We start from the raw sequence: 26,001 nt of genomic DNA, 5'->3' as shown, positions 1-26,001 counted from the left end.
GAACCATCACGGCTCGACCGAGCGGCCCGCATCGGCGACGGGGACCTCGCCCGAGCGACGATGGGGCGTCACCCGCGAAATCGCCAGCCCTGCGAATGCCGCGCCGAGCGCGATTCCCCACCACCGCGGCGCGAACGGCGCCAGCAGCACGTGGTGCACCGCGAGCGCGGCGGCCGCGTAGACGAGCCGGTGCAGCGGCTTCCACGCGCGGATTCGCAGCGCCCGCGTCGCGATCGGGAACGACGTGATCAGCAGCGGCAGCAGCAGCGCGAGCGCCAGCGCACCCGATCGGAGCCACGCGACGCCGGCGACCTCGGACGGAAGTCCCTGCCAGTCGAGGTACGTACGTGTCGCGACCGTGGCGTGCGCGCACGCGACGAACGCGCTCGCGATGCCGAGCGGCCGGCGCACGGAGCGCGCCCGGGGCAGGACGCGCGCGAGCGGCGTCATCGAGAGGGTCGCGACGAGCAGCAGCGCGACCGCCCACCCGCTCGCCCGGAGCACGTCGAGCTCGCTCACATCGACTCCAGGAACCGAACGAGATCGGCGATCTCCACGGACGAGCGCCCTCGCGTGTGGCCGTGGCGATCCGCGCCGTTCTCGCGGATGAAGATCGCGCCGAGCGTCCGGGCGCGGCCGTCGAACAGCCATCGCTTGCGCCGCCCGGTCGCGCGCAGCGACGGCGTGTCGAGCGAGAGGTCGGCGGGCGCGTCGGCGTCCGGGAACACGCTCGCGATCGGATGACGTCCGAGCCCGCTCGCGGCGGGCAGTGCGTGGCAGTCGGGGCATCCCGAGCGCACGAACACGTCGAGCCCGTGCCGCTCGGCCTCGAGATCGCCGCGCGCGAGCGGCAGGGGCGGCGGCAGCGACGCGATCCACGCCTCGAGCGTCGCCGCGCGATCACCCGCCGGCTCGCGGAACCCGCGATAGAGCGTGTCAGCGACCTCGTGGAGATCGCCGATGCGCGGGTAGCTGCCGTCGCGCAGGTACGGTGCGGTGCCGCGCACGCCGTGTACGTCGAGCGTCGGCGCGAGCACCTGGCCACCGATGTTGTGGGCGAGCCCGTCGCTCGCGCCGTGCAGGTGACAGCTCTGACAGGAGATCCCGGCCCGCGTGCCCTCGTAGAACGCGCGCTCTCCGAACCGACGACGCAGCGCGTCGGGATCGTCGCGCAGCAGCGTCGCGTCGTCGGGCGCGAGCGCGATCGTGTCGCGCGCCCGTCCGGTGCGCGGATCGAGCAGCACGATGCGCCCCCCGGCCGCGGAGCTCGCGGCGATCGTCCCGCCCTCGAGCACGACCGCAGAGATCGGTGCGCCGAGCCCGAGCGACGTCACGTCGATCGTTCGCGGCGCGAGGCCCCGCGTCGGATCGAGGATCGCGATCTCGTCCGAGCCCGCGAACGCGACGATCCAACGCCCATCGGGCGTGACGTCGACGCCGATCGGCGAGATGCCTCGATCGAGCCCTCCCGCTGCATCCTGACGCGGGCTGCGGTGCGCCGTCGGCAGCACGCGACGTGTCTCGAACGTGCGGGCGTCGAGCTCGGCGATCTGATCCTGGACGTAGTGATTGCCGAGGTGCGCAGGCGGCGTGAACTCCTCGGTCCAGTCGGTCGTCGCGAGCACGATCGTGGGATCGACGCCGCGCGTCATCGTGACCGCGGGCGCCGCGAGCGTGCGGGTGCGCGCGACGCGACCGTTCACGATCCGGAAGAGCGCGGCGGGCGCACGCCGCGCGACGATCACCGCGTCCTCGTCGAAGACGATCCAGTCCGCGAGCCCGCGCACCTCGGCGCGGGTCACCGCGCGCGACGCGACGTCGACGATCGAGACGCGCCCGTCCTCGTGCGCGATCGCGATGCGCGCCGAATCGTCGCTCACCGCGACGCGATGTCCCCACGGCCCGATCTCCACGCGCTCGATCGCATCGCTCGACGGATCGACGATCGCGAGCGTGGGCGCGTGCCGGAACACCACGACGACACGCTCGCCGATCCACGCGCAGTCGCTCGGCGCATCGTCGATCACCCGCCGCGCGACCAGCCCGTGCGCACCGATCACGACGAGCTCGTCGGTCTCCTCGCTCGTCGTGCACGCCTTCGTGCGATCCGCGCTCGCGCGCAGCCAGCGCGGATGAGCGAGCGGCGCGATCACCTCCATCGCGCGCTCGTGCACGTCGCCGTCGACCTCGATGCGCGCCTGCACATCGCCGGTCGTGCTCGGCGCGCCCTCGGCGCGCGGGTCGTAGTCGACGCGGAAGACTCCATGCCCGAGCGAGACCGCATCGATCGGGCGCACCCCCGGCGCGAGGGTCACGCGCACCGCCGCCGCGTCCTCGGCGCGCACGAAGTAACGCTGTGGGTGATCGCCGCGCACGAGGTCGGGATGGATCGCCGGTGATTGCTCGAGCCGCAGCCGATCCGCGAGGTGCGCCTCGACCCCGAGCAGCCCCTCGTGCTCGGCGAGCGCCCGCATCCGTGACCCGATCGCGATCGCCGGTGCGATCACGATCAGCGCGACCGTCACCACCAACCGCTTCGAGTCGAGCGCGGGGAGCGCGATCCCCAGCGCGAGCGCGGCGTTCACCACGCCCCACGCGACGACGTACGACAGTGCGAGCCCTGCGAAGCTCGCGACCTCCGCCACCGCCGCGATCACCAGCGCGAGGACGACGATCGCGAGCTGCGGAGGGACCGGGCGGGGGCGCACGAGAGCGACGAGAGTACTCGACGCTGCGCACGCTTGACCGCGCTCCGCGCGGCGGCCGACGATGCGAGCGTCGTGAGCGCCCGCGTTCCTTTCATTCCGAGGCCCCTCGCTTGAGGCGCGAAGAAGCACGCCCGGGCACGGTGCTCGACGATCGTTTCGTGCTCGAGCAGCTCGCGGGCGCGGGCGGCATGGGCGAGGTGCATCGCGCGCGTGATCGGCGCACCGGCGAGCGCGTCGCGCTCAAGCTCCTCTACTGGAGCGGCGAAGAGCACGAGCGCCGCTTCCTCCGCGAGGGCCATCTCCTCTCGCGCCTCGAGCATCCCGGCATCGTCCGCTACGTCGCGCACGCCACCGCGCCGACCGCGTACCTCGCGATGGAGTGGCTCGAAGGCGAAGACGTCGGGCGTCGCCTCGCGCGCGCACCGCTCACGCTCCGCGAGTCGCTCGAGCTCGGTCGTCGCGTCGCCGAGGCGCTCGATGCCGCGCACCAGCGCGGGGTCGTCCATCGCGACGTGAAGCCGAGCAACGTGTTCCTCGTGGGCGGCGAGGTCGCGCGCGTGAAGGTGCTCGACTTCGGCATCGCGCGTCAGCTCCACGCGGCCACGCGCGCGGTCACGATGACGGGCCAGGTCGTCGGCACGATCGGCTACATGGCGCCCGAGCAAGCGGGCGAAGGACGCGACATCGACGCGAGCGCCGACGTGTTCTCGCTCGGTTGCGTGCTCTTCGAGTGCCTCACCGGTCGCGCGCCGTTCGCGGGCGATCGACTGATGGAGGTGCTCGCGAAGATCCTGCTCGCGGATCCGCCGCGCATCAGCGACGTGCGCGAGGACGTCCCGATCGCGCTCGACAACCTCGTGCATCGCATGATGCAGAAGGAGCCGAGCGAGCGACCCGCCATGCTCGAGATCGCGGCTGCGCTCGACTCGATCGCGTCGGATCCCGATCTCGGCGACGAGCTGCGCGCGAAGATCGTGCGTGCCGCGGAGGACGAAGGGCCCGCGGTGAGCGACGACGAGCAGAGGCTCATGTCGGTCGTGCTCGCGGACGAAGATCTGCGCGCGCGCGCGACGCGACCGACCGTGCTCGCCGATCCCGATCAGGGCGGCACGCGCGAGCTCGCGGCCGCGGCCGACACGTTCGGGGGGCGTCTCGACATCCTCGCGAACGGTTGTCCGATCGTCGTGCTCGCAGGCAGCGGGGTGGCGATCGATCTCGCGGCGCGCGCCGCGCGATGTGCGCTCGCGATGCGGCGCATCCTTCCCCGGGCACGCATCGCGATCGCGATGGGTCGCGGTGACGCGTCCGCCGCCGCGAAGCTCGGCGACGTGGTCACGCGCGCCGAGGCGCTGCTCGAGCTCGCGCCCGGAGAGCAGCGCGCGATCCGCATCGATCAGACCACCGCGGGCCTGCTCGACACGCGCTTCGAGCTCGGTGGCGACGCCGATGGGCTCGAGCTCGTCTCGGAGCGCACGCGCGCCGAGCCTGCGCGCAACCTCCTCGGCAAGCCGGCGCCGTTCGAGGGACGCGAGCGCGAGATGGCGATGCTCGAGGCGGCCATCGACGAGTGCTTCGGCGAGCCGCTCGCGAGCGCGATCCTCGTCACCGCGCCGGCGGGCGCGGGCAAGTCGCGGCTCGCGCACGAGCTGTTGCGGGCGATCGAGGCGCGCGGTGAGCCGGTCTCGGTGTGGATGGCGCGCGGCGAGCCGATCGCGGCGGGCTCGTCGTTCGGCATGCTCGGTCAGATCGTGCGCCACGTCGCGGGCCTTGTGGACGGCGAGCGGCCCGAGGTGTGGCGGCACAAGCTCGTCGCGCGCGTCGCGCGTCACGTGCCGGCGAGCGAGTCGCAGCGCGTCGCGGAGTTCCTCGGTGAGATGGTCGGCGCGCGCTTCCCCGACGAAGGAAGGCCGGCGCTGCGCGCGGCGCGCGACGACGGCGCGCTGCTCGGCGAGCAGATGCTCCGCGCGTGGGAGACGTTCGTCGCCGCCGAGTGCGCGGTGCAGCCGGTCGTCGTGGTGCTCGAGGATCTGCACTGGGGCGATCTGCCGACCGTGCGCTTCGTCGATGCGACGCTGCGCACGCTGCGCGATCGTCCGTTCCTCGCGCTCGCGCTGGCGCGCCCCGAGGTCGCGACGATCTTCCCCGACCTCTGGAGCGAGCGACGCATGCAGCACGTGCGTCTCTCCGATCTCACGCAGCGCGCGGCGCGCAAGCTGGTGCGCGAGGTGCTCGGTGATCGGGCCGACGACGCGACCACCGCCGCGCTGATCGAGCGCGCGGGCGGCAACGCGTTCTATCTCGAGGAGCTGATCCGCGCGGTCGCCGAGGGCCGCGGCAACGAGCTGCCCGACACCGTGCTCGCGATGGCGCAGGCGCGCCTCGAGCGGCTCGGTCAGGGCGAGCGACGCATCCTGCGCGCAGCGAGCGTGTTCGGTGGCGTCTTCTGGGTCGGCGGTGTCGCGGCGCTGCTCTCGGAGGAGCGACGCGAAGAGCTCGAGGCGACGCTCGACGATCTCGCGCAGCGCGAGCTCGTGACGCGCCATCCGGGATCGCGCTTCCGCGACGAGCGCGAGCTCTCGTTCCGACACGTGCTGGTGCGCGACGCGGCGTACGGGATGCTCACGACGCGCGACGCGAAGCTCGCGCATCGGCTCGCGGGCGCGTGGCTCGAGGCGGCAGGTGAGCGCGATGCGATCGTGCTCGCGCAGCACCTCGAGCGCGGAGGCGAGCCGCAGGGTGCGGTGGTCTGGTACCTGTGGGCCGCGGAGCAGGCGCTCGAGGGCGACGATCTCGCGTCGGTGATCGCGCGCGCCGAGCGTGGTGTGGAGTGCGGCGCGAGCGGCGCGATGCTCGGCGAGCTCCGGCTCCTGCAGGCGGAAGCGCTGGGATGGGGCGCCAAGAGCGAGGACCACTCGCGGCTCGCCGAGGAGGCGCTCTCGCTGTCGCCTCCGGGAAGTGGACCGCGCGCGCGTGCCGCGGCCGAGCTCGCGGTCGCGGGGTGTCGTCTCGGTGATCACGCGAAGCTCGAGCTCGCCGCGAAGAGCTTGCTCGAGGAGCTGCCGCGCGCGCGGGGGACGACCAGCGCGACGCATGCGCTGGCGGTGGCGCGCACGGTGATCGAGATGCTCGTCGCGGGGCGCGCGGATCTCGCGGAGCCGATGCTGCGCGCGATGGACGGTGCCGACGCGGCGCACGAGGAGGATCGTGCGCTGGTGATCGCGGTGCGCTCGTGGCTGCATGCGGTGCGCGCGCTCTTCACCGGGGATCCCGAGCCCTACGTGCGTGAGGGCGAGGCGATCGTGGATGCGCTCGAGGAGTGCGGGCAGCTGCGCTACGCGGTGATCGCGGGGGTGCACCTCGCGATCGCGCTGGCCGCGATCGGATGGAGCGATCGCGCGGTCGAGCAGGCGCGACGCATGAACGATCGGGCGCGGGCGATGGGGCTCGTGGCGTACGCGGAGCGAGCGCGCGCGCAGCTGGTGTTGCCGCTCGCGCGGCGTGGTGAGATCGCGGAGGCGGAGGCGATCGCGCGTGCGTGTCTCGCGGAGGCGATGGTCTCGGGAGATCCGGTGACCGAGGCGCGGGCGCGGGTGAGCGGTGCGACGATCTCGCTGATGCGCGGCGACGTCGAGGGCGCGACGCGCGAGGCGGAGAGCGTGGTCGCCGGGGAGCGGTTCCCGCCGGGGATTCGCGCCGAGGCGTGCGTGACGCTCGCGCGGGCGCGGCTGGCGCGAGGGGACGCCGAAGGCGCGCTGGAGATCTGCGAGCGAGGGCTCGCGCTCGCGGGCGCGGGATCGGTCGCGGGGGACGTCGCGCTGCGCTTGGTGCGCGCGGATGCGCTGATCGCGGCGGGGCGCGGGGAGGACGCGCAGCGCGCGATCGCGGAGGCGGCGGCGCGGGTGCGGTCGCGGGCGGCGGCGATGCGGGACGAGCGGGTGCGGGAGGCGTACCTCGGGATCGCGGAGCACGCGGAGGCAGTGGGGCGGCTGTCGCGGTGAGGGGACGTCGCCGTTTGGTGATGTGAGCGGGCCGAGAAACTCAACCACGGTCGGTTTCGGGGCCGTATCACTGCAGGTCTGCCGTCCGACGGAAACAAACCGCGACGGAAGCTCAACCACGGACGGTCCCTGGTACTCTGTTGCCGGAACTTCCCAAGCCGGACGGAACCGTCCGCGCGCCAGGAGCGGCATGGCACGCATCGATCTGAACAGCGCCCGCACGTCCGAGCGAGACCCCGAGCGCGCCGCGGAGGCGCTCCTCACCTCGCTCGGCTCGGCGACCCCGAAGCTCGTCACCGTCTTCGCGTCGAGCGATCGCGACCACCGCGCGCTCAACGCCGCGCTCCGCGCGCGCCTCCCTCGCGGCACGCGCATCATCGGCGCGAGCACCGCGGGCGAGATCGATCGCGACGGCATCCACGACGGCACCGTCGTCCTCTCCGCGCTCACCGGCGACTTCGACGTCGCGCTCGGCCTCGGCACCGATCTCTCCGCCGACGCGATCGGCGCCGGCGCCCGCGCCATGCAGCGCGCCTGCGACGAGCTCGGCGTCCGCCCTCAGGACGTCGACCCGCGCCGCCACGTCGGCCTCGTCATGGACGACGGCTTCCGCTTCAAGAAGGAAGAGCTCCTCCTCGGCGTGCTCGATCGCAACCCCGCGCTGACGCTCGTCGGCGGCGGCGCGAACTGCGCCGAGGCCGACCCCGCCAAGCAGACCGCGCTGCTCCACGTCGATGGCGAGGTCGTCACCGACGCCGTCGTCCTCGCGCTCTTCCGCACCAGCGCGCCCTGGGCCGCGCTGCGCTCGCACTGGTACCGCCCGACCGGCGAGACGCTGCGCGTCACCAAGATCGACGAGACCTGCACGCGCGCCCTCGAGATCGACGGCAAGCCCGCCGCCAAGCGCTACGCGGAGCTGCTCGGCGTGAGCGTCGACGACCTCGAGTTCGGCAAGCCCGACGGCTTCGCGCGCCGTCCCACCGCGCTCAAGGTCGGCCGCGAGCACTTCATCCGCGCGCCCTGGAAGCCCCTCGACGACGGCTCGATCCTCTTCGCGAACCTCATCGACGAAGGCGTCGAGCTCGAGCTCATGCAGCTCGACGATCTCGCCGCGTCCACCCAGCGCTTCTTCGAGGAAGAGCTCCCGCGCCGCGTCGGCGGCGATCCCACCGCCGCGCTGCTCTTCCACTGCACCGCGCGCGACTGGTACGCGAAGGGCAAGGGCGAGCACGCCGCGCTCTCGAAGGCGTTCACCAAGGCCCCGCCCGCCGCCGGCCTCAACGTCTTCTTCGAGATCTACTCGGGCTTCCAGATCAACACGACGCTCACCGCGCTCGCGTTCGGGAAGAACGATGACTGAGCGCGCCCTTCGCGTCCTGATCGTCGCCGCGCCCGACGTGGCGTCGCAGGTCGTCGCCGAGCTCGCGCGCGCCGAGCTCCGCGTCACCCCCGAGACCGTCTCGACCGAAGCGGCGTTCATCGCCGCGCTCGCCGATCCGCCCGATGCGATCGTGCTCTCGCTGCCCACGCTCGACGCGCCCACCGCGCGCCACGCGTGGAGCTCGCGCGGCCTCTCGCTGCCGATGATCGCGCTCGCGTCCGCCCACGACGATCGCGAGATGCGCGACGCGATGATCCGCGGCGGCGCGCTCGACTACGTGAGCCTCGATCAGCTCGCGCGCCTCGGGCCCGCGCTCCTTCGCGAGCTCTCGCGCATTGCGGGCCGCACCAACGACTGGCCCGCGCCCGACGCGACCTCGAGCTCGCTGGTCCAGGCGATCGTCGACAGCATGCCCTTCGTCCTCTTCGTGAAGGACGCGGACGAGCTGCGGCTCCGCGTCGTGAACCAGCTGATGGTCGACTTCATGGGCATGCCGCGCGAGCAGCTGCTCGGGAAGCTCGACCACGAGTACCTCCCGCCCGAGCAGGCCGACGCGTTCGCCGCCGACGATCGCGCGGTGCTCGCGAGCGGTCAGGTGACCATCAAGGACGAGGTCGCGCGCGCGAACGGCGTCGATCTCTGGTGGCGCACCCGCAAGGTCCCGATCACCGATCGCGACGGTCGTCGCTACGTGATGGGCGTGACCGAGGAGGTCACCGAGCGACGCCAGGCCGAGGAAGCGCTCCGCGAGGCGAACCGCCGACTCGAGGCGAGCCTCGACGAGCTCAAGAAGTCGCGCGCGGTCTCGGCGCGCACCCTCGCGAGCTATCAGCAGCGCGCGCTGCAGATGGAGATCATCCGCCAGCAGAACGAGGATCTCGATCGCCTCGCGCAGGACCTCGCGAAGGCCAAGCGCATCGAGGAAGAGCGCGCCCGCGAGATCGAGTCCGCCGCGCGCCTCAAGAGCGAATTCCTCGCGAATTTCTCGCACGAGATCCGCACGCCGCTGAACGGCATCCTCGGCTACTGCGATCTCCTGATGCGCGAGGAGGGCTCGCGCCTCACGCCCCACGGGCGGCGCGATCTCAACGTCGTCAAAGCGAACGCGAAGGCACTGCTCGGCCTGATCAACGACATCCTCGATCTCTCCAAGATCGAGTCGGGCCATGTCGACGTCGTGCGCGAGCAGGTCGAGCTGCGCCCGCTGATCGACGAGTGCATCGCGACCGTGCGCGAGTACGCGCAGGGCAAGCAGGTCGAGATCTACGCGTCCATCCCGCCCGAGGTCGACACGATCGACACCGACGGGCTCAAGCTCCGTCAGATCCTCCTCAACCTCCTCTCGAACGCGGCGAAGTTCACCGAGGCGGGCGAGGTCGTCGTCGACGTGAAGCGCGACGTCGACGCGCTCGTGCTCTCGGTCGAAGACACCGGCGCAGGCATCCCGCCCGATCAGCTGCCCTTCGTGTTCGAGAAGTTCCGCCAGGTCGACGGCTCGAGCACGCGCAAGGTGGGCGGCACCGGCCTCGGCCTCGCGATCGTGCGCGAGCTGTGTCGCGTGCTCGGCGGCAACGTCGACGCGACGAGCACGCTTGGTCGTGGCTCGGTGTTCCGGGTGAGGCTCCCCGGGGTGTTCGCGGCGGGCGAGTCGCGCACCACCGTGAAGACGGGACGCGGCTCCGATCGCTACGAGATCGTGCCCGGCACCACGGTGCTCGTCGTCGACGACGATCCGCTGATCCACCAGCTGCTCAAGGCGGAGCTCGAGCGCGAGGGCGTCACGGTGAAGCTCGCGACCGACGGAGTCGCCGCGCTCACCGCCGCGCGCGAGCATCGTCCCAGCGCGATCGTGCTCGACGTGCACCTGCCGAAGCTCGACGGGTGGTCGGTGCTCGCGGAGCTGAAGAGCGATCCCGCGTTTGCGACGACGCCGGTGATCATCATCTCGGTCGAGGAACAGCGCACGCGCGGGCTCTCGCTCGGCGCGTGCGAGTACCTCGTGAAGCCCTTCGAGGCGGCGCGGCTCGTCGACGTGGTGAGCCGCAGCGTCGGCGCCGATCGCGGCGAGGTGCTCGTGGTCGATGACGACCCGCCGACGCGCGAGCTGGTGTGCCGTCACCTCCGCGCCGCGGGCTTCTCGGCAGCAGAGGCACGCAGCGGGGAGGACGCGCTGCTGCGCGCGCGGGTGACTCGCCCCGGGCTCATCGTGCTCGACCTCGTGATGCCGGGCATGAGCGGCTTCGCGCTGCTCGATCAGCTGCGCCGCGAGGGCATCACCTCGCCGGTCGTCGTGCTGAGCGGCAAGGAGCTCTCCGACGACGAGCAGCGCGTGTTGCGCGACGGCATCGCCACCGTCGTGAAGAAGAACGGTGTCTCGATCGAGAAGGTCGTCGCCGAGGCGAAGCGCCTCCTGCTCGAGCAGAAGGGCCTCGGCGCGACGAAGCTCCCGCGCGTGCTCTACGTAGAGGACTCCGCACAGAACCGCGACGTCGTGCGGCGTTATCTCGCGGGCACGTTCGACATCATCGAGGCCGAGGACGGCGAGCACGGTCTCGACCGCGCGAACCGCGATCATCCCGACCTGATCCTCATGGATCTCTCGCTCCCGCGGCTCGACGGATGGGAAGCGACGCGGCGCCTCAAGGCGAGCGCGCTCGCATCGATCCCGGTGATCGCGCTCACGGCCCACGCGAGCCGCGAGGACCAGGCGCGCGCCCGCGCCGCGGGCTGCGACGGCTACCTGACCAAGCCGGTCGATCGAGAGCTCCTGATCTCGACGATCCGCAAGCACCTCGCCGCGGTCGCGGCGACGCGCGCCTGAAAGGCGTCGACAAAATCGGCTCGCCTGCGACGGGCCCTCCCGTCCGCGTGCGCAGCACGCTCCCGTGCGGGCCCGCCGCAAGCGAGCACTCCAGCTGAGCGCTTCCCGCGCGATCCGAAGAGCGCTATGCACAGCGCTCATGCGCGCGCGGGACGTGCTCGGTGAAGGAGGCCTGCTCGAGGCGGCGATCGAGGGATACGAGCGCCGCCCGTCGCAGCTCCGCATGGCCGAGCTGGTCGAGCGCGCGCTCGACCACGACGGCGTCGCGCTGATCGAGGCGGGCACCGGCACCGGCAAGACGCTCGCGTACCTGGTGCCGGCCGCGCTCTCGTCGCGGCGTCGCGTGATCATCTCGACCGGCACGCGCACGCTGCAGGATCAGCTCGTCGAGCACGACGTGCCGCGCCTCGAGCGCGCGCTCGGTCGGCCGCTCTCGATCACCGTCCTCAAGGGACTGCCGAACTACCTCTGCCTGCGCCGCTACGGCGAGCTCACGCGCTCCGCGGACTCGCTCACCAAGCCGGAGATCGCGCGCATGCTGCCGATCGTGCGCGAGTGGAAGGAGCGCACCGAGACCGGCGATCGCGCCGAGCTCGTCGATCTCCCCGAGGACGCCGCGATCTGGACCGCGATCCAGAGCGGCTCCGACACCCGCATCGGGCGCGCGTGCCGTCACTACGACGACTGCTTCGTGACCAAGGCGCGACGCCGCGCCGACGAAGCGCACCTCGTCGTCGTGAACCACCACCTCTTCTTCGCCGACCTCGCGCTGCGCGCGCACGGCGGCGGCGTGCTCCCCGATCACGACGCGGTGATCTTCGACGAGGCCCATCAGATCGAAGACGTCGCGACGGCGTTCTTCGGCGTGCAGCTCGGCTCGCAGCGCATCGATGTGCTGGTGCGCGACGCCGAGCGTGCGTTCGCGTCGGTGGGCGCGCTCGACGAGGAGTCGCAGCGCCTCCTCCGCGTGATCATCCTGCGCGCCGACGATCTCTGGGCTGCGATCCCGCGCAGCACCGGTCCCGAGGGAGGTCGCAATCCGCTCCCCGAGAGCGCGCTCACCTCGAAGGTGCGCGACGCGCTCTTCGCGCTCGACGTCGCGCTCGAGGCGCTCGCCGAGCACGCGCGCCTGCGCATCGTGATGGGCGAGGCGATGGCCCACACCGCGCGACGCGCCGAGCAGGTGCGCAGCGCGATCGGCACCATCGCCGAGCCGAGCCACTCCCACGTCACCTGGACGCAGCAGCGCGGGCGCACCGTGTCGATCGGCGCGAGCCCCGTCGACGTGAGCTCGCTCTTCCGCGACGAGGTGCTGCATCGCCTCAAGTCGATCGTGTTCGCGTCCGCGACCCTCGCGACCGGACGCGCCGCGACGAACGCGATGGAGCCCGTGCCGTCCACGATCGTCGTGCCCGACGGCGACGTGCCCGCGCCTGCGCCCACGCCGCCGAGCACGCCCTTCGCGTTCACCAAGCAGCGCCTCGGCATCGACTTCGAGGTCGACGAGGAAGTGCTCCCCTCGCCCTTCGACTACGCGAAGCAGGCCGCGCTCTATCTCCCCGATCTCCCCGACCCGCGCGATCCCGCGTTCCTCTCGCTCGCGGCGGCCGAGCTCGACGCGCTGATCGCGCTCACCGGCGGCGGCGCGTTCGTGCTGTGCACCAGCGTGCGCGTGATGAACGAGCTCGCGCGCCGGCTGCGCCCCTCGCTCGCGGCGCGACGCGTCACGACGATGACCCAGGGTGATGCGCCGAAGAACGTGCTGCTCGAGCGCTTTCGCGTCGCGGGCGACGCCGTGCTCTTCGCGACGCAGTCGTTCTGGGAGGGCGTCGACGTGCCGGGGCGCGCGCTGCGCCTCGTGGTGATCGACAAGCTGCCCTTCGAGGTGCCGAGCGATCCGCTCGTCGAGGCCCGCTGCACGCGCATCGAGGAGCAGGGCGGCAGCCCGTTCATGGAGTACCTCGTGCCCGCGGCCGCGCTCTCGCTGAAGCAGGGCTTCGGGCGCCTCATCCGCACCGCGCGTGATCGCGGCGTCGTCGCGCTGCTCGACTCGCGCGTGCGCAAGAAGGGCTACGGCAAGGTGCTCCTGCGCTCGCTCCCCGACGCACGTCGATGCCACACGTTCGCCGAGGTCGAGGACTTCTGGCGCGGACAGCAGGACCTGCTCGCGCTGCTACGGAGATCGTAGCGGTCAGTCGCACGTCGGCGTCGCCATCGCACGATCGACTTCGAAGAGCAGCGCGTCGAGCGCCGGCTGCACGTGGATCTCCGCCGGCGCGCCCTCGGCGCTGCACATCGTGCGCACGAACGTGCGTGCGCCGGAGTACGAGAGCCCCTGCGCGACCTGCACGATGCGCGCGGGCGGATGCGTCGCGCCGAGCGCCGCGTCCTCGCACGAGTGGCGGATGCGCCCGGTGGTCGCGTCGATCGCCGACTGCATGTCGGGGTGCGTGAGGATCCAGTCGTAGTCCTCGGGCTCGCCGGGCGCGCTCGGGATCACCTCGGCCGGGATGCCCGCGAGCACGCCGAGCACGACGCGCCCCGGATGACGGCGCAGCGATGCGAGCCCGCCCACGTAACGCGCGAACGGGTGCAGCGCGCTCTGGTGAGCGACGCAGCGGAACGAGAGCTCGCCCCCGTAGCGCGGGCTCGTCTGATCGAAGAGCTCGACGTCGCTCACCGAGCAGTCGTCTTCGTCGGTGAGCAGCAGGATCGCCAGCACCGCATCGCGCCGCGAGAAGCCGGCGTGCATCCCCGCGCCGTGCCCGAGCGTCCCGTCGAGGAACGTCGGCGGCTCGAACCCTTCGGCCGTCCACTCGGTCGGCACCGCGGGCGACAGCGCCTTGAGCACCGACTCGAGCGGTTGCTCGAAGCCGCACCCCTCGAGGTGCTCGGTCTGCGCGACGCAGCTCACGTCGTTCGCCAGCGCCGAGACGTCGTCGCCGGCGGCGAATTCGAAGAACGTGGGGTAGGTCGCGGGACATCCTCCGAGCGACGCGCTCGCGCTGCGGACGAAGCGCCCGTCGTCCCCGAATTCCGTGCCGCACGTCGGGATCGGAAAGCCCGCGCTGCCCATGTCGCTCGTCACCACGCCGACGTGCAGCGAGCGCACCGGCGTGTGCTCGGGCGTGCCGTCCTCGTCGTGATCGCCGCTCGTGAGCGCGCGGAAGAAGCGCGGCAGCGCGGCGACGAAGCGGGTCTGCTCGGCCTCCAGCGACCCCGACGAGTCCATCATCAGCACGAGGTCGAGCGCGTCGGTCGTGGTCGACTGCGCGGGATCGCAGCGGCACGCCCCGAGCTCGCAGACCTCGCGCTCGCGGCACACGACACCTTCGCACGATGGGCCCGCGTCGGGCGCGTCCCTCGACTCGGTGCACGCGATGCACACGAGCACGAGCAGTGCGCTACGAATTCTGTAGCAGTGGCTCGTCACGGTCCTCGCATCGTCGCATGGCGCGTGCTCCGAGCGTGCGTACCTGACGATCACGTGGAGGCAGTCGTGGCGCAGGTCGGCTCGGTCATGGTCCCTCATCCCTACACGATCGGTGGAGATCAGCCGATCTCCGTGGCGGCCGAGCGCATGCGGGCGCACGGGATCCGCCACCTCCCGGTGCTCGCAGGAGGGCGCCTCGTCGGGCTGATCAGCGATCGCGACGTGCGGCTCGTCGAGTCGGTCGCCGACGCCGAGCGCGTGCGCGTCGAGGACGCGATGAGCCCCGAGCCCTACTGCGCGCGGCCCGAGACGTCGCTGCGCGAGGTGGTCGCGCGCATGCACGAGCACAAGCTCGGCTCGGTGTTGATCACCGACGAGCACGATCGACTGCTCGGCATCTTCACGTCGACCGACGCGCTGCGACTGCTCGTCGAGCGGCTCTGAGCGTCACGGCGAGGGCTGCGCCTCGAGCTGCTGCGGCGCGCTCGGCGTCTCCCCCGACCGTCCACGCGCTCCTCGTCGGCGGGCTCGAGGCGCAGCGTCATCGCGCGCGCGTGCACGTCGCAGGAGTCGGTCTCGTCCTCCCACTCGGTGCCGCCGAGCGCGCCGGTCGTCGGATCGGCGCCGCAATCGACGTACGTGAGGTGCGCGGCGGCAGGTGCGCGACCGAGAGCACCTGCATGCGCAGCGTGCCGCCCTCGAAGACCGCACACCATGCGGCCACCGAGGGGGGTGGTGAGCGCGAGCGATCAGGCCGACATCGCGCGCGCAGCGCCGAGGCGGGCCTCGACGTCGCGCACCAGCTGGCGGTGCACGAATGCATCGAGCCCGCGCACGAGGCCGCGCAGGATCGGCTGTCCGCGCATCACGTCGCGCTGGAAGTCGAGCAACGCTTCACGATCCGCGGGGTCGTAGCCCAGGAGGCCGCGATAGAAGAGGAACCCCTCGAGCCCCACGCGGCTCTCGATGAGCTTCTCGTTGAGCCGCTTCACCTCGTGCGAGACCTCGGTGCACGACATGCCGGGATGACGCCAGTACGGAGCAGGGGAGGGCACCCCGCTCAGCGTGACCAGGCCGTGCTTCTTCTTGGTCTCGTCCTTCAGGATCGGAACGCCCTCGACCCACGTCGAGAACGCGACGACGTAGAACACGTCGGGCGGCGCGCTCGCGAGCAGCGCGTAGGTCTCGTCGACGGTCTCGCGGGTCTCGCCGGGGAACCCGACGATCACCGTCACCAGCGACGTGAGCCCGACCTTGCGACAGTTGATCAGCGCGCGCCGGTTCTCGTCGGCGGTGCACGCCTTGTTCATGTTCTTCAGGATCACGTCGCTGCCCGACTCGACCCCGATCTGGACCTGCACGCAGCCCGCGTCCTTCATGAGCTGCGCAGTCGGCAGATCACAGAGATCGTCGGCGCGCGCATAACAGATCCATTTGAGCCGACTGCCGCGCGCGATCAGGCGCCGACACAGCTCCTGCAATCGCTTGCGCGGCATCGTGAACAGACTGTCGAGACAGCTGACGTACTCGATGCCTTGCGCCTCGAGCGCGGCCCAGTCCGCGTCGATGCGCTCGGCGCTGCGATATCGGAACTTCGTGTCGTCGAAGAGATACGGATAATTGCAGAACGCACATCGATACGGACAGCCACGCACCGACTCGTAGTGCGCCATCCGGAATCGACGTCCGTGCACCCTTTCGGCAATGCGCCAGTCGGGCGCAGGCAGCGCATCGAGCACGCGCCCCTCGGGCACGCCGGAGAAGACGATCGGCGTGCCGCCCCGCTCCTCGAGCCGCCCGCGCTCCGGCGCGACGAGCTCACCGGTGCGCAGCCACTGCGCGATCGCGGGCACCAGCATCTCGCCGTAGCCCACCGCGAGCAGATCGATCGCGCTCGATCCGTCCCACGTCGCGTGGAGCATCGACGCGAGCGCGCCGCCGGCGACCACCTTGTTGTGCGGTCGCTTCAGCATCGCGAGCATCGGATCCATCTCGGCGCGATCGTGGAGCAGCGTCGTCGACGCGAACACCGCGTCGGTGCGCGCGAGCAGGCGCTCGCGAAGCGCTGCGTCGGCGTGGAGCTTCGAGTAGGTCGTGCACTCGACCTCGAAGCCCTCGCGCTCGAGCAGCGTCGCGAGCGCGACCTCGGTGAGCTCGGGGATCTCGCCGATCGGCGCATGCCCGTCGAAGCGCTCGACCGCCGCGCGATAGGGCGCGATCTGGAACGCGCGCGAGCGACGGTGTCGATCCGCGGCGAGCAATCGCTCCGCAGCGTGCAGCTTGATCTGCAGATCGAGCCAGACCGCCTCCGACCCCCGGAGCGCTGCGATCTGTTTTCGCAGCGCCTCCAGCAGATCGGTGTCCTCGGCCGAGACCAGCCCTCCCGTGACCACCAGCACGCGCGGCGACATCGGGGCCGAGAGGTAGCAGCGTGTGCTCGTGGGAGCACGGCGCGCCGGCTCAGCGCGCCCGCAGCCGTCGCGCCAGGTCGCGCGCGTCTCGCGCGAGATCGTCTCGCGACGCCGACGTGGCGACCGGGACGAGGTGCTCGAGCTCGCGCGCCAGGACCGTCTCGCGCACGCCGTACTCGCGCGCGAACGCCGACGCGGCGTCGAGCTGCGTGCGCGCATCGTCCCAACTGCCTCGCTGCGCCTCGACCACCGCGAGCGCGATCTGCAGTCGCGATGCGAAGCCGGGGCGATGACCGCGCACGAGGCTCGAGATCCCGTCGACGAGCACCGCGCGCGCGTCGTCGAGGCGACCGAGGCGACGCCACGCGACGCCGAGGTTGAACAGCGCGAAGTGCGACTCCTGCGCGCCGAACGACTCGGGGTAGAGCGCCAGCGCCTCCCGCGCGAGCTCCACGGCCTTCGTCGGATCGTCGCGCATCAGTGCGATCGACGCGCGGCCGCAGCACGCGTGCGCGAGCCCGAGCCGGTTCCGGAGCCGCCGCGCGCCTTCGTCTGCCCGCGCGAACGCGGCCTCGGCGAGCTCGGGCTCTTCGCGCGCGACGTGCGCGAACCCGATCGACCAGTCGACGTGGAGCGGGCCCGGCGGAGGCGCTTCGGGGCCCGAGAGGAGCGCGCGCAGCCGCGCGAACACCGCGAGCGAGCCGTCGAGATCTCCTGCGAAGAGGCCGGCCCACGCCCGCAGCGACGCGATCTGCGCGACGCCACCGAGCTCGCCGCGGCGCGCGAGCTCGGCTTCCGCGGCGGCGAGATCGGGATCTGCGACGTGCATGCGCCCTTGTCGCGCGACGACCTCGGCACGTCGCAAGCGCGCCCACGGGACGTGCTCGGTCCATGCGGGATCGCGCTGGTGCGCGAGGACGCGCTCGGCGGCGGCGATCGCCGCGGGGTAGTCGCCGAGCATGCGCAGCGCCGACGCGCGCCCCACCCATGCCGCGGCACGCGCGACGTCCTCGGGGCCGACTCCTGCCGCGTCGAGGGCCATCTCCGCTTCGTCGAGCAGTGCGAGGGCCGTCCCGTGCTCGCACGCCTCGCGCCGCGCGTCGGCGCTGCTCACGAGCAGTGGCGCGGCCTCGAGACCGCGGCCGTGCTCGGCGAGGAGCCTCCCGAGACGCTCGCCGGCATCGCGCGTTCCCAGCGCGATCCGCCCGCGCAGCAGCACCTCGATCGTGCGCGCCTGTCGGTCGCGTCGACCCGCGTCGCGCGACGCGCGGAGCACGCTCTCGCGCAGCATGCCGTGCACGAACGAGAGGCCGCCCTCGTGATCGCGCTCGAGCAACCTCGCTCGCGTGAGCGCCGCGCCGAGCTCGCGCGGAGATCCGAGCCCTGCGAACGCGCACGCGCGCGCCCACTCGTCCTCGTCGACACGATGTCCGAGCAGCGCCGCGAGCTCGAGCGCTTCGCGGTCGTGATCCGAGCGATCGTGGAGCAACCGCTCGACCCGCGCGATCCACACCGCGTGCAGATCGTCGGGCAGCTCGATCGCGACGCCCTCGCGCAGCGTGAGGCCCGCCGGGCGCACCTCGAGCACGCCGCGCCGCACCCAGTCGCCGACGAGCTGCTCGGCGAAGAGAGGATTCCCCGCAGTGCGGCGCGCGAGCTCCCGTGCGAGCGCGGGCTCCAGACGGAGCAGCTGCTCGATCAGCCGGAGATGATCCTCGGCACCGAGCGGCCCGAGCGCGATCGAGATCGCATCTCGCTCGAGGGCTTCGAGCGCCGCGCGCGTGTCGGGCGCGACGAGCGGCGCCTCGTCCTGCACCGTGGCGACGACGAGCATCGGCAGCGAATCACCCTCGCGCAGCGCTCGGAGGATGCGGACCGTGTCGTCGCCCCACTGGAGATCGTCGAGACCGATCACCAGCGCTCGCGCGCTCGCTTCACGGGCGATCGCGCGGCGGAGCGCATGGAGCGTGGTGTCGCGTGACGTGCCCTGCGGCGCGCCCTCGGGACACGCGAAGGGCGCGAGGAGCGCGAAGAGCGCGTCGATCTCCATCGGGTCCGGCGACGTGTCGAGCAAGCGCGCGATCCGCGCGCGCAGCGCGTCGGCCGGGAGCCCGACGCACCGCAGATGGCGCGCGAGGGCGGGCGCGAATCCGTCGCGCACGCTGCGCTCGGGCGCGTGGGTCGCGAGCAACGTCGTGCCCGCACCGAGCTCGTGGGCGCGATGCAGGACCCATCGGAGCAGTCGAGTTTTCCCGACGCCCGAGGGGCCCCGGAGCACGACCACGCGAGCGTGGCGCTGCGTCTGGACGTCGACGAGCGCGCGCCAGAGGCGATCGCGCTCCTCGTCGCGATCGGCGAGCGGCACTTCGCGCGCGCCGTAGAGCGAGAGGCCGGCGCCGAGGAGCTGCATGCGCGCGGGTGGCGTGCGCGCGGTGCGCCACGACGTGGGCGTGGTGGCGAGCGCCGGAGCCGCGGCCGCGACACGCGCGGGCGCCGCATCGCGCACCGACGTGATCTCGAGCGTCGGCAGGCTCGACGTCGATGCGACGCGCGTGCGCAACGAATCGAGGGTGGGCGCGGTCTGGGGATCGAGGAAGCGGCGCGGCAGCGCCGCGGGTGTGGTGCTCGCGATCGACTCGAGCGCCGAGGCCGCATCGGCCGCTCGCTGGAATCGCTCGCGCGGATCGCGACGTGTGAGCTGCTCGAGGAACGCGCGCGCCTCGTGGGGCACCGACACGTCGTCGGGCAAGCTCGGGAGATCGCGCTCGATCGCGGGGCGCCGAGCCTCGCCGGCGGGCGCGGCGCGGAACGGCGCGTGACCCGCGAGCAGCGCCCACGCCGAGCAGCCGAGCGCGAAGAGATCGGTCCACGGACCGAACTCACGAACGTCACCGCGCACCTGCTCCGGCGCCATGTATCCGTGGGTCCCCGCGAAATCGAAGCGCACCGGCTCGTCGTCCGCGTCGAGCGCGCACGCGATCCCGAAGTCGCTGAGCACGATGCCGGGCCGCGACGGATCCACCGAGCTCGACACGAGCACGTTCGCCGGCTTGATGTCGCGATGGAGCACGCCGCGCGCGTGCGCGTGGGCGAGTGCGTCGAGCAACACCCGGAGCACCCACGCGACCTCGGACCACGCGAGCCGACCGCGCGTGGCGAGCGCCCCGCCGTCGCAGAGCTCCATCGCGAGGTACGGGCTCCCGGGGACCAGCGCACCTCGGCTCGCCGCGGCGACCTCGTCGGGCAGCGTCCCGTAGTCGAAGATCGTCACGATCGCCGGGTGATCGAGCGCTGCGAGCCGCTCGGCCTCGCGACGGAACGCCCAGACGTAGGGCCGCGCCAGCGCGCGCTCGCCCCGCAACATCTTCATCGCGATCGGCACGCCCTGCGCGACGTGGGCGCCCGCCCAGACCTCGCCCATGCCGCCGCACCCGAGAGGCGTGTGGACCACGAAAGGACCAACCGCGATCGGAGCGCGCACCGATCCGACGATACCAGTGCCCGCGATCGCGAGCGACGCCGCCGAGCGCGTGGCTCACGCCGCGCTCATGCTCTCGTCATGCACGCCGACGTGGTCATCGCTCCGCGCTTCAATGGTCCGCCCGACTCCGGCAACGGCGGGTACTCGTGTGGCTGCGTCGCGCGCGCGATCGCCGGTGCCTCACGGGTGCGCCTGCACAAGCCGCCGCCGCTCGATCGCGCGATGCACGTGGAGGACGACGCGGCGACCCACGGCGTGCGTCTCCTCGACGGGGAGTCGCTCGTCGCGACCGGCGTGCCCGCGAGCGTCGACGTCGAGGTGCCCGCGATCCCGACGCTCGATCGCGCGCGCGAGGCGAGCGCTCGATACGTCGCGCGTGATCCGCGCGATCACGTGTTCCCGACCTGCTTCGTCTGCGGCCCTTCGCGCGCGGTGGGCGACGGACTGCGCATCTTCGCGGGCGCGATCGCCGACGGGATCGTCGCCGCGCCCTTCGAGCCGAGCGCGGATCTCTTCGCGGGATCGGCGCTGCGCTCCGAGATCGTGTGGGCCGCGCTCGACTGCCCCGGCTACTTCGCGATCGTCGGCGGCACGGTGCAGCCGATGTTGCTCGGCGAGCTCGCGGTCGACGTGCGCGCGCCGGTCGGGCCCGGACCGCACGTCATCGTCGGTTGGGCGCTCGGCACCGAAGGGCGCAAAGCGCGCTGCGGCACCGCGCTCGCGACGACGAACGGCGACGTGCTCGCCGTCGGCGTCGCGACGTGGATCCGCATCGCGTGATCACCGCGCGCGTCGTCGCGCGAACATCAGCAGCCACGCCGCGACGGCGGCGAGCCCGAGCGCGTCACCGCGCGCGTTTCGTCCCACGGCGCAGCTGCCACCGACGATCTCGTCCTCGCGCGACATCCGCCCCGCGTCGGCATCCGACGTCGACGCATCGGGCTCGCTCGCGTCCGTACGCCCCGCGTCGACTTCCGTGCCCGCATCGCTCGGCATCACGCCGGCATCGGGCATCTCGCCCGGCAGATCACCCGGCCGCACGTCGTCGAGCGAATTCCCCTCCACGACGTCGTCGATCACGATCACCGGCACGTCGGAGAACGAGATCGCGCCGCGCAGCAGTCCGATCTGCACGAAGTGCGGATTGTCGTCGTTCAGAGTCCGCGCGGGCGCGTCGGTCACCACCGGCTCGCCGTCGAGCCACACGCTCACGCGCCCGATCGCCGCGTCCTTCGACCAGCGCACGTGCATCGCGATGCGGTGCCACTCGCCCGGCGTGATCGCGCCCTCACCGCGCCACTGCTCGACGTTCGACGGCTGTCGCGTGGTGAACGTCAGTGTCGTCCCCGCGAGATCGAACGCCATCATCTGTCTGAAGCTGCTGCCGGACTCCCAATATCCGATCGTCTGCGCGGGATCGCTCGAGAGCGTCTCGGGGAAATAGAAGCTCCACGCGAAATACGTCTCTGCGCCTTCTGCAGTGCGCGCCGCTTGGGGCTCGTGGCTCAGCTCCACGCGCTTGAGCCCATTGGGCCACACCGCGTCGTCGTGCAGCTCGATGCGCGCTGCGCGCGTTCCCTCCACCACGGTCTCGCTCTGCACCGTGATGTAGCGACGCCCCTCCACCATCTCGTTGAGTCGGAAGCTGAATTGCGACGTGTCGCCGGTCTCGAAATCACCGCGCCACACGACCTGCGCGCTCGCGCGCTCCGCGATCGCCGTCACCGCCAGCACCGACACGAGCCCGAGCACGACGTGTCGTCGCATCGCTCTTTTCTCCTCCAATGCCGCGTTCTCGGGCACCATCTTGCACGTGTTCCCCTCGCGCATCGAGCACGTCGAGGCCGCGTTCGGATGCGGCGTCGTCGGCCCGGTCGGAGTGCTCCTCTGGCGAGGCGAGCCGACCGCCGAGCGCATCGATCGCTGCACGCTCGCGTTCGAGCGCGTGACGCGCGACATCCCGCAATACGCGATGTTCGCGGTGTGGGAGCCGGGCTCGCCCCCGCCGAACGTCGCCTATCTGCCCGACGTGGCGCGGCGCTTCGACGCGCTCGACCGACTCTGCGCGACCGTCGGAGTCGCCGAGGATCGTGGTCCGCTCGCGCGCCTCCTCGTCGACGCGGCGACCACGATCTTCGTGCTGCGCCGCCGTCGTGCTCAGCCGTTGAAGGTGTGCACCGATCTCGCCGAGGGCGCGTCGTGGCTCGCGCGGCGCCTCGAGGGAGGACCCGAGCTCGCCGATGCGGTGACCGCGTTCGTGCAGGAGCTCCGCGTGTCGCTGCCGACGACCTGAATCACATCGTGTCGTAGCCGAGCCCGCCGAGGATCGCGATGGTCTCGAAGCCATCGCCGAGCCACGTCGGATGCACCTCGACCGAGACCTGGATCGCATTGCGATCGCCGACCGCGTACGTCGGGATGTTCAGCGCGACGCGCCCGTGCACACCGAAGAACGGCTCGTCGGAGTCGCACCCCTGGCCCTCGCGGGCCTGTGTGTCCGGCAGCGCGCCCTCGTCGCACCCGGTCCACAGATCGACCGAAGGGCCGGCCGCGATCGACACCCAGCTCGCGAGCGTCGTCTCGATCATGAACGAGCTCCAGAACGTGAACGCGCCGTCCTGCCGATCGTTCGGCGTCTGCAGGTTCGCGTAGAGCGCCGTCGGTTGGTAGTAGACCGCGAACCAATCACCGATCTGCATTCCGATGCGCGCGCTGCCGCCCATCAGCCAGCCCTCGGGCTCGCCCAGCGTGTAGCCGCCCATCAGCGAGAAGCCGGCGCGCGGGCGTAGGAAATCGCGCGGCGGAATGTCGTACCCCTCGAGCTCGCGCGGCGTGAGCGGCGTGTAGGTCGGCGGCGGCTGCTCCGTCACGACGACGGGCTGCTCGAGCGGCTCCGCGACGTCGACCTGCGCCGATGCGCTCGACGTGATCGCGAGCGAGACGCTCCACGCCGCGCACCCGAGAGCGACGCGCCACCTGTTGCCTTCGTCGAGCATCGTGTCCTCCTGCGCACGTCCACGCGGCGCCGCGTGACGTGCTCCGCACTCCGCGTTCCAAGTCGTGCGCGCAGAGATCGTCGAGGCGCTCCGTCGCGCGGTGGCGACGCGGGTCGCACCGTGCGCCGCAGCGACGTACACGAGCGACGCGCTGCGCCTCGACCGTCGGTGGATTGATCGCGCCGGGCGGGAGATCGTGACGATCTCGGACGTGCTCTCGCGCCGCAGCGCCGCGACCTCCGCGCGACAAAGAGCCTCCCGATGCACGCGCACCGTTGACGCGAGCACGTCCGCTCGCCAACGTTCCCGGGTGGGGTGGGTCGAGCATTCCGAGGCGGCGTTCGTGGTGGGCTCTCGCGAGCGCATCGTGGCGGCGATCTGGCGCGGTGAGCCGACGTACGAGCGACTCCAGCGCTCGTTCGAGGTGACCGCGCGAGCGATGGAGCGCGCGGGGCCCGGCGTCGGGTTCGTCGTGATCGTCGAGCCCGGATCGCCGCCGCCCGACGCGGCGAGCCTGCCGTGGGTCGCGGGCGTGCTCGATCGGCTCGTGCCGCTCGCCGCGATCGCCGTGGTGCTCGAGGAGCGCACCGACGTGCTCGTCGACGCGGCGGCCGAGATCCACTCGATGACGCGACCGCGCCGCCAGCCGCTCAAGGTGCTCGCCGACGCCGACGAAGCCGTGGTCTGGCTGCTGCGGCGGCTCGAGCCGGAGAATCCGTCGTCGGGGCGCGCCGACGTGCGAGCGTGGATCGAGACGCTGCGCGCCGCGCTCCCCGAGCCGAGCTAGACCGCGACGCGCGGTGCGTCGACGCCGCGTGCCATCGCGAGCAGCTCGCGCATCGTCGGCCCCGAGCCGTCGTTCTCGACCTCGGGCAGACAGCGCAACATGTCGCGCGCGATGCGCGGGAGCGACTTCCGCAGACTGGCACGCTCACTCGAAGCGTCGTAGTCGAGGCGCGCGTCGTCGAACACGAGATCCCAGTCGACGAATCCCGTCCTCGCGACGAGCTCGCGCACCTGCTCCGGGCCGACCGCCTTGAGCGCGCGCAACGTCAGCTCCGCGACGACCTCCTTCGCGCCCTCGAGGTTCTTCTTCATCACCTCGTAGGTCTCGTCGGGCGTGCGGCGGTTCTGGAGATCGAGGTGCAGATCCGCGAGGAGCGAAGGGAACTGCGGCAGCGGGAGGAAATCACCCTTCGCGCGCCCGGGCGCGAGGTGCGCCCACGCCTTGAGCATCGACTGCGCCTTCACGTTCAGCGCGGCGAACTGCCGGTGCAGCTCGCGGAACTTGCGATGATCGGCCGGCGAGACGCGATAGACGCGGTTGAAGAAGTACTGACAGATGAACGACCAGTAGTGGAAGTTGTCCCAGTACAGCTTCGCGGGGAGCACGCCCGGCGATCCGTTGATGTGGCTGTGCCGCCGGAACGTCGTCGTCGTCACCTCGGTGAACCCGAGCATGAAGTCGTTCGAGTCGGTCACCCGCTGCGCGAAGTCCGCGTCACCGCGCATCTCCGAGCGCACCAATTCGGTCGCGAGCACATTCGCGATCGCGATCAGATCGCTGCCCGGCGAATAGAGCGGATCGACGAACACACCCGCTTCGCCGACACACGCCCAGCGGTCCTGACTGAAGACCTGCTCGCTCGTGTACGCATATCGGCGCAGCACCTTGAAGTCGTCGAGCGGCAGATCCTTGATCTTCTCGAAGAGCACCGGCTCGTGCTCCTCGAGCCACTTCATCGCGCGCTCGGGCCGCGCGTAGGTCTCGAAGGGATGGTGCTCCTCGCCCGCGACGATGCCGAGCGAGTGGTATCCGGTCGAGAGCGGGATGAGCCACACCCAATAGCCGACGCCGCACAGGTGGCAGGTCGAGAGCCATCGGTTGTGATCGACGTCGCGCGCATGCCACGCGCGCTCGCTCTCCGGCACCAGCGACGCGACGTCGAGCTTGCCGGTCACGCGGAACCACGCCGCGCTGTGCGGGTGATCGCTGTCGCGCGTCAGGCCGAGCTTCTTCTGGATGATGCGGCGGCGACCGCTCGCGTCGATCACCCAGCGCGCCTCGAGCACCTCGCGACGGCCGCCGTCCGCCGAGATCATCACCTGGTGTCGCATGCCGCCGTCGAGCAGCGCGTCCTCGGGCTGCACGCCCTCCTGCCGCGCCGCGAGCTCGACGCCGTACACGTGCCAGCCCTCGTAGAGCGCGGCGCCGTCCTGCTCGACGAACTCGCGCAGATCGTTCTCGAAGCGCCCGCGATCGAGCTGGAAGCTCGGCACCACCGGGTGCTCGCTCGGGCCGATCTCGCGACGCGCCGCGAGCGGCCCGCGGGTGTCGCCGGTGAAGTAGCGCAGGCCGTTCTTCACGAGCTGGCGCTCGTGCAGGTACGCGTTCAGGTCGAGCACGTGCTCGAAGAAGTGCGCCCCGATCTCGACGCTCGACTCGCCGACCTTGTGGCAGGCGTCGGGCAGCGGGCGCTTCGTCGGCTCGACCACCGCGACGCTCACCGCGGGCATCTCGCGCCGCAGGTGCCGGGCCAACGTCAGGCCCGCGAGCCCACCACCACAGATCACGACGTCGTAGCGCTTCATAGAGGCGCGCCGAGTCTACCCGTGGGCCCCCGCCCACGCACCCGCGGGAGAGTGCGAGATCCCCTAGCGAAACAGACGGCTGCGGCAGGTCCTTGCGCGTGCAAATGTCCGGCGTTCCAGCGTCCGCGGAAGGGGTGGCGTACGGAACATGGCGCCGATATCCTAGGCCCCCTCTCGGGG

Annotated in this window: 16 protein-coding genes; 8 read left to right on the top strand and 8 right to left on the bottom strand. The window is 71.8% G+C overall.

The annotated features are described in order from the left end of the window. Positions 1-6 precede the first annotated feature (6 nt). Positions 7-519, bottom strand: coding sequence for a ferric reductase-like transmembrane domain-containing protein (locus tag I5071_RS29650; RefSeq protein ID WP_236516617.1), 513 nt, complete (start codon positions 517-519; stop codon positions 7-9). Continuing rightward, a complete protein-coding gene (locus I5071_RS29645; RefSeq protein WP_236516616.1) occupies positions 516-2,837 on the bottom strand; it encodes a hypothetical protein in 2,322 nt (773 codons plus the stop codon). Before I5071_RS29645 ends, I5071_RS29650 begins: the two co-directional genes overlap by 4 nt. Here I5071_RS29645 and I5071_RS29640 point away from each other — a divergent pair. The 4 genes from I5071_RS29640 to I5071_RS29625 all read left to right on the top strand — a co-directional run bounded on the left by I5071_RS29640 (position 2,819) and on the right by I5071_RS29625 (position 13,096). Then, positions 2,819-6,706 (top strand): serine/threonine-protein kinase PknK, encoded by a 3,888-nt coding sequence (locus tag I5071_RS29640; protein WP_236516615.1) that lies wholly within the window; start codon positions 2,819-2,821, stop codon positions 6,704-6,706. The genes I5071_RS29645 and I5071_RS29640 overlap by 19 nt on opposite strands. A gap of 190 nt (positions 6,707-6,896) precedes the next feature. Further along, positions 6,897-8,066: an FIST signal transduction protein gene (locus I5071_RS29635; RefSeq protein ID WP_236516614.1), complete on the top strand. Its 1,170-nt coding sequence runs from the start codon at positions 6,897-6,899 to the stop codon at positions 8,064-8,066. After that, positions 8,059-10,908, top strand: a complete 2,850-nt coding sequence (locus I5071_RS29630) for a response regulator (protein WP_236516613.1) — start codon at positions 8,059-8,061, stop codon at positions 10,906-10,908. The genes I5071_RS29635 and I5071_RS29630 overlap by 8 nt, the downstream gene beginning before the upstream one ends. Positions 10,909-11,047: 139 nt before the next feature. Beyond that, the gene (locus I5071_RS29625) at positions 11,048-13,096 is read left to right on the top strand and encodes an ATP-dependent DNA helicase (RefSeq protein ID WP_236516612.1); all 2,049 of its coding nucleotides are present in this window, start codon (positions 11,048-11,050) and stop codon (positions 13,094-13,096) included. Positions 13,097-13,099: 3 nt separating this feature from the next. On the opposite strand, the gene I5071_RS29620 is transcribed toward I5071_RS29625, so the two are convergent. Further along, complete coding sequence (locus tag I5071_RS29620; RefSeq protein ID WP_236516611.1) at positions 13,100-14,341, bottom strand: hypothetical protein; 1,242 nt, start codon at positions 14,339-14,341, stop codon at positions 13,100-13,102. A 54-nt stretch (positions 14,342-14,395) separates the two neighbouring features. On the opposite strand from I5071_RS29620, the gene I5071_RS29615 reads away from it, so the two are divergent. Next, complete coding sequence (locus tag I5071_RS29615) at positions 14,396-14,785, top strand: HPP family protein (protein WP_236516610.1); 390 nt, start codon at positions 14,396-14,398, stop codon at positions 14,783-14,785. 305 nt (positions 14,786-15,090) lie between these two features. Here the strand turns inward: I5071_RS29615 and I5071_RS29610 are convergent, their stop codons facing one another. Both I5071_RS29610 and I5071_RS29605 read right to left on the bottom strand, forming a co-directional pair. Further along, a complete protein-coding gene (locus tag I5071_RS29610) occupies positions 15,091-16,752 on the bottom strand; it encodes a B12-binding domain-containing radical SAM protein (protein ID WP_236516609.1) in 1,662 nt (553 codons plus the stop codon). Positions 16,753-16,801: 49 nt separating this feature from the next. After that, positions 16,802-20,203 (bottom strand): serine/threonine-protein kinase PknK, encoded by a 3,402-nt coding sequence (locus tag I5071_RS29605; protein WP_236516608.1) that lies wholly within the window; start codon positions 20,201-20,203, stop codon positions 16,802-16,804. Between the two features lie 108 nt (positions 20,204-20,311). Between I5071_RS29605 and I5071_RS29600 the strand changes: the two genes are divergently transcribed. Then, positions 20,312-21,013: a hypothetical protein gene (locus tag I5071_RS29600; protein WP_236516607.1), complete on the top strand. Its 702-nt coding sequence runs from the start codon at positions 20,312-20,314 to the stop codon at positions 21,011-21,013. Here I5071_RS29600 and I5071_RS29595 read toward each other — a convergent pair whose 3' ends face one another. Next, entirely contained in the window at positions 21,014-22,063 is a 1,050-nt protein-coding gene (locus tag I5071_RS29595) for a polysaccharide lyase (RefSeq protein ID WP_236516606.1), read from the bottom strand. It lies immediately after the preceding gene. Between I5071_RS29595 and I5071_RS29590 the strand changes: the two genes are divergently transcribed. Further along, positions 22,047-22,526 (top strand): hypothetical protein, encoded by a 480-nt coding sequence (locus I5071_RS29590; RefSeq protein WP_236516605.1) that lies wholly within the window; start codon positions 22,047-22,049, stop codon positions 22,524-22,526. The two genes, I5071_RS29595 and I5071_RS29590, sit on opposite strands and share 17 nt — an antisense overlap. Position 22,527: 1 nt before the next feature. Here the strand turns inward: I5071_RS29590 and I5071_RS29585 are convergent, their stop codons facing one another. Next, positions 22,528-23,229 carry a hypothetical protein gene (locus I5071_RS29585; protein ID WP_236516604.1) on the bottom strand — a complete coding sequence of 234 codons (702 nt, stop codon included), beginning with the start codon at positions 23,227-23,229 and terminating at the stop codon, positions 22,528-22,530. Between the two features lie 64 nt (positions 23,230-23,293). Here I5071_RS29585 and I5071_RS29580 point away from each other — a divergent pair, with 64 nt between their 5' ends. Next, positions 23,294-24,016, top strand: coding sequence for a hypothetical protein (locus I5071_RS29580; protein ID WP_236516603.1), 723 nt, complete (start codon positions 23,294-23,296; stop codon positions 24,014-24,016). On the opposite strand, the gene I5071_RS29575 is transcribed toward I5071_RS29580, so the two are convergent. Continuing rightward, entirely contained in the window at positions 24,013-25,821 is a 1,809-nt protein-coding gene (locus I5071_RS29575) for an NAD(P)/FAD-dependent oxidoreductase (RefSeq protein ID WP_236516602.1), read from the bottom strand. The two genes, I5071_RS29580 and I5071_RS29575, sit on opposite strands and share 4 nt — an antisense overlap. Positions 25,822-26,001: the final 180 nt, after the last annotated feature.

The sequence above is a fragment of the Sandaracinus amylolyticus genome, assembly GCF_021631985.1.
Lineage (GTDB): Bacteria > Myxococcota_A > Polyangia > Polyangiales > Sandaracinaceae > Sandaracinus > Sandaracinus amylolyticus_A.
This window is presented reverse-complemented; position numbering and strand designations above follow the sequence as displayed.

Coding starts and splice junctions, on each gene's coding strand:
- I5071_RS29635 (WP_236516614.1), top strand. CDS start 6,897: ATGGCACGCATCGATCTGAACAGCGCCCGCACGTCCGAGCGAGACCCC.
- I5071_RS29630 (WP_236516613.1), top strand. CDS start 8,059: ATGACTGAGCGCGCCCTTCGCGTCCTGATCGTCGCCGCGCCCGACGTG.
- I5071_RS29625 (WP_236516612.1), top strand. CDS start 11,048: ATGCGCGCGCGGGACGTGCTCGGTGAAGGAGGCCTGCTCGAGGCGGCG.
- I5071_RS29610 (WP_236516609.1), bottom strand. CDS start 16,752: ATGTCGCCGCGCGTGCTGGTGGTCACGGGAGGGCTGGTCTCGGCCGAG.
- I5071_RS29600 (WP_236516607.1), top strand. CDS start 20,312: ATGCACGCCGACGTGGTCATCGCTCCGCGCTTCAATGGTCCGCCCGAC.
- I5071_RS29595 (WP_236516606.1), bottom strand. CDS start 22,063: ATGCGCGAGGGGAACACGTGCAAGATGGTGCCCGAGAACGCGGCATTG.
- I5071_RS29585 (WP_236516604.1), bottom strand. CDS start 23,229: ATGCTCGACGAAGGCAACAGGTGGCGCGTCGCTCTCGGGTGCGCGGCG.
- I5071_RS29575 (WP_236516602.1), bottom strand. CDS start 25,821: ATGAAGCGCTACGACGTCGTGATCTGTGGTGGTGGGCTCGCGGGCCTG.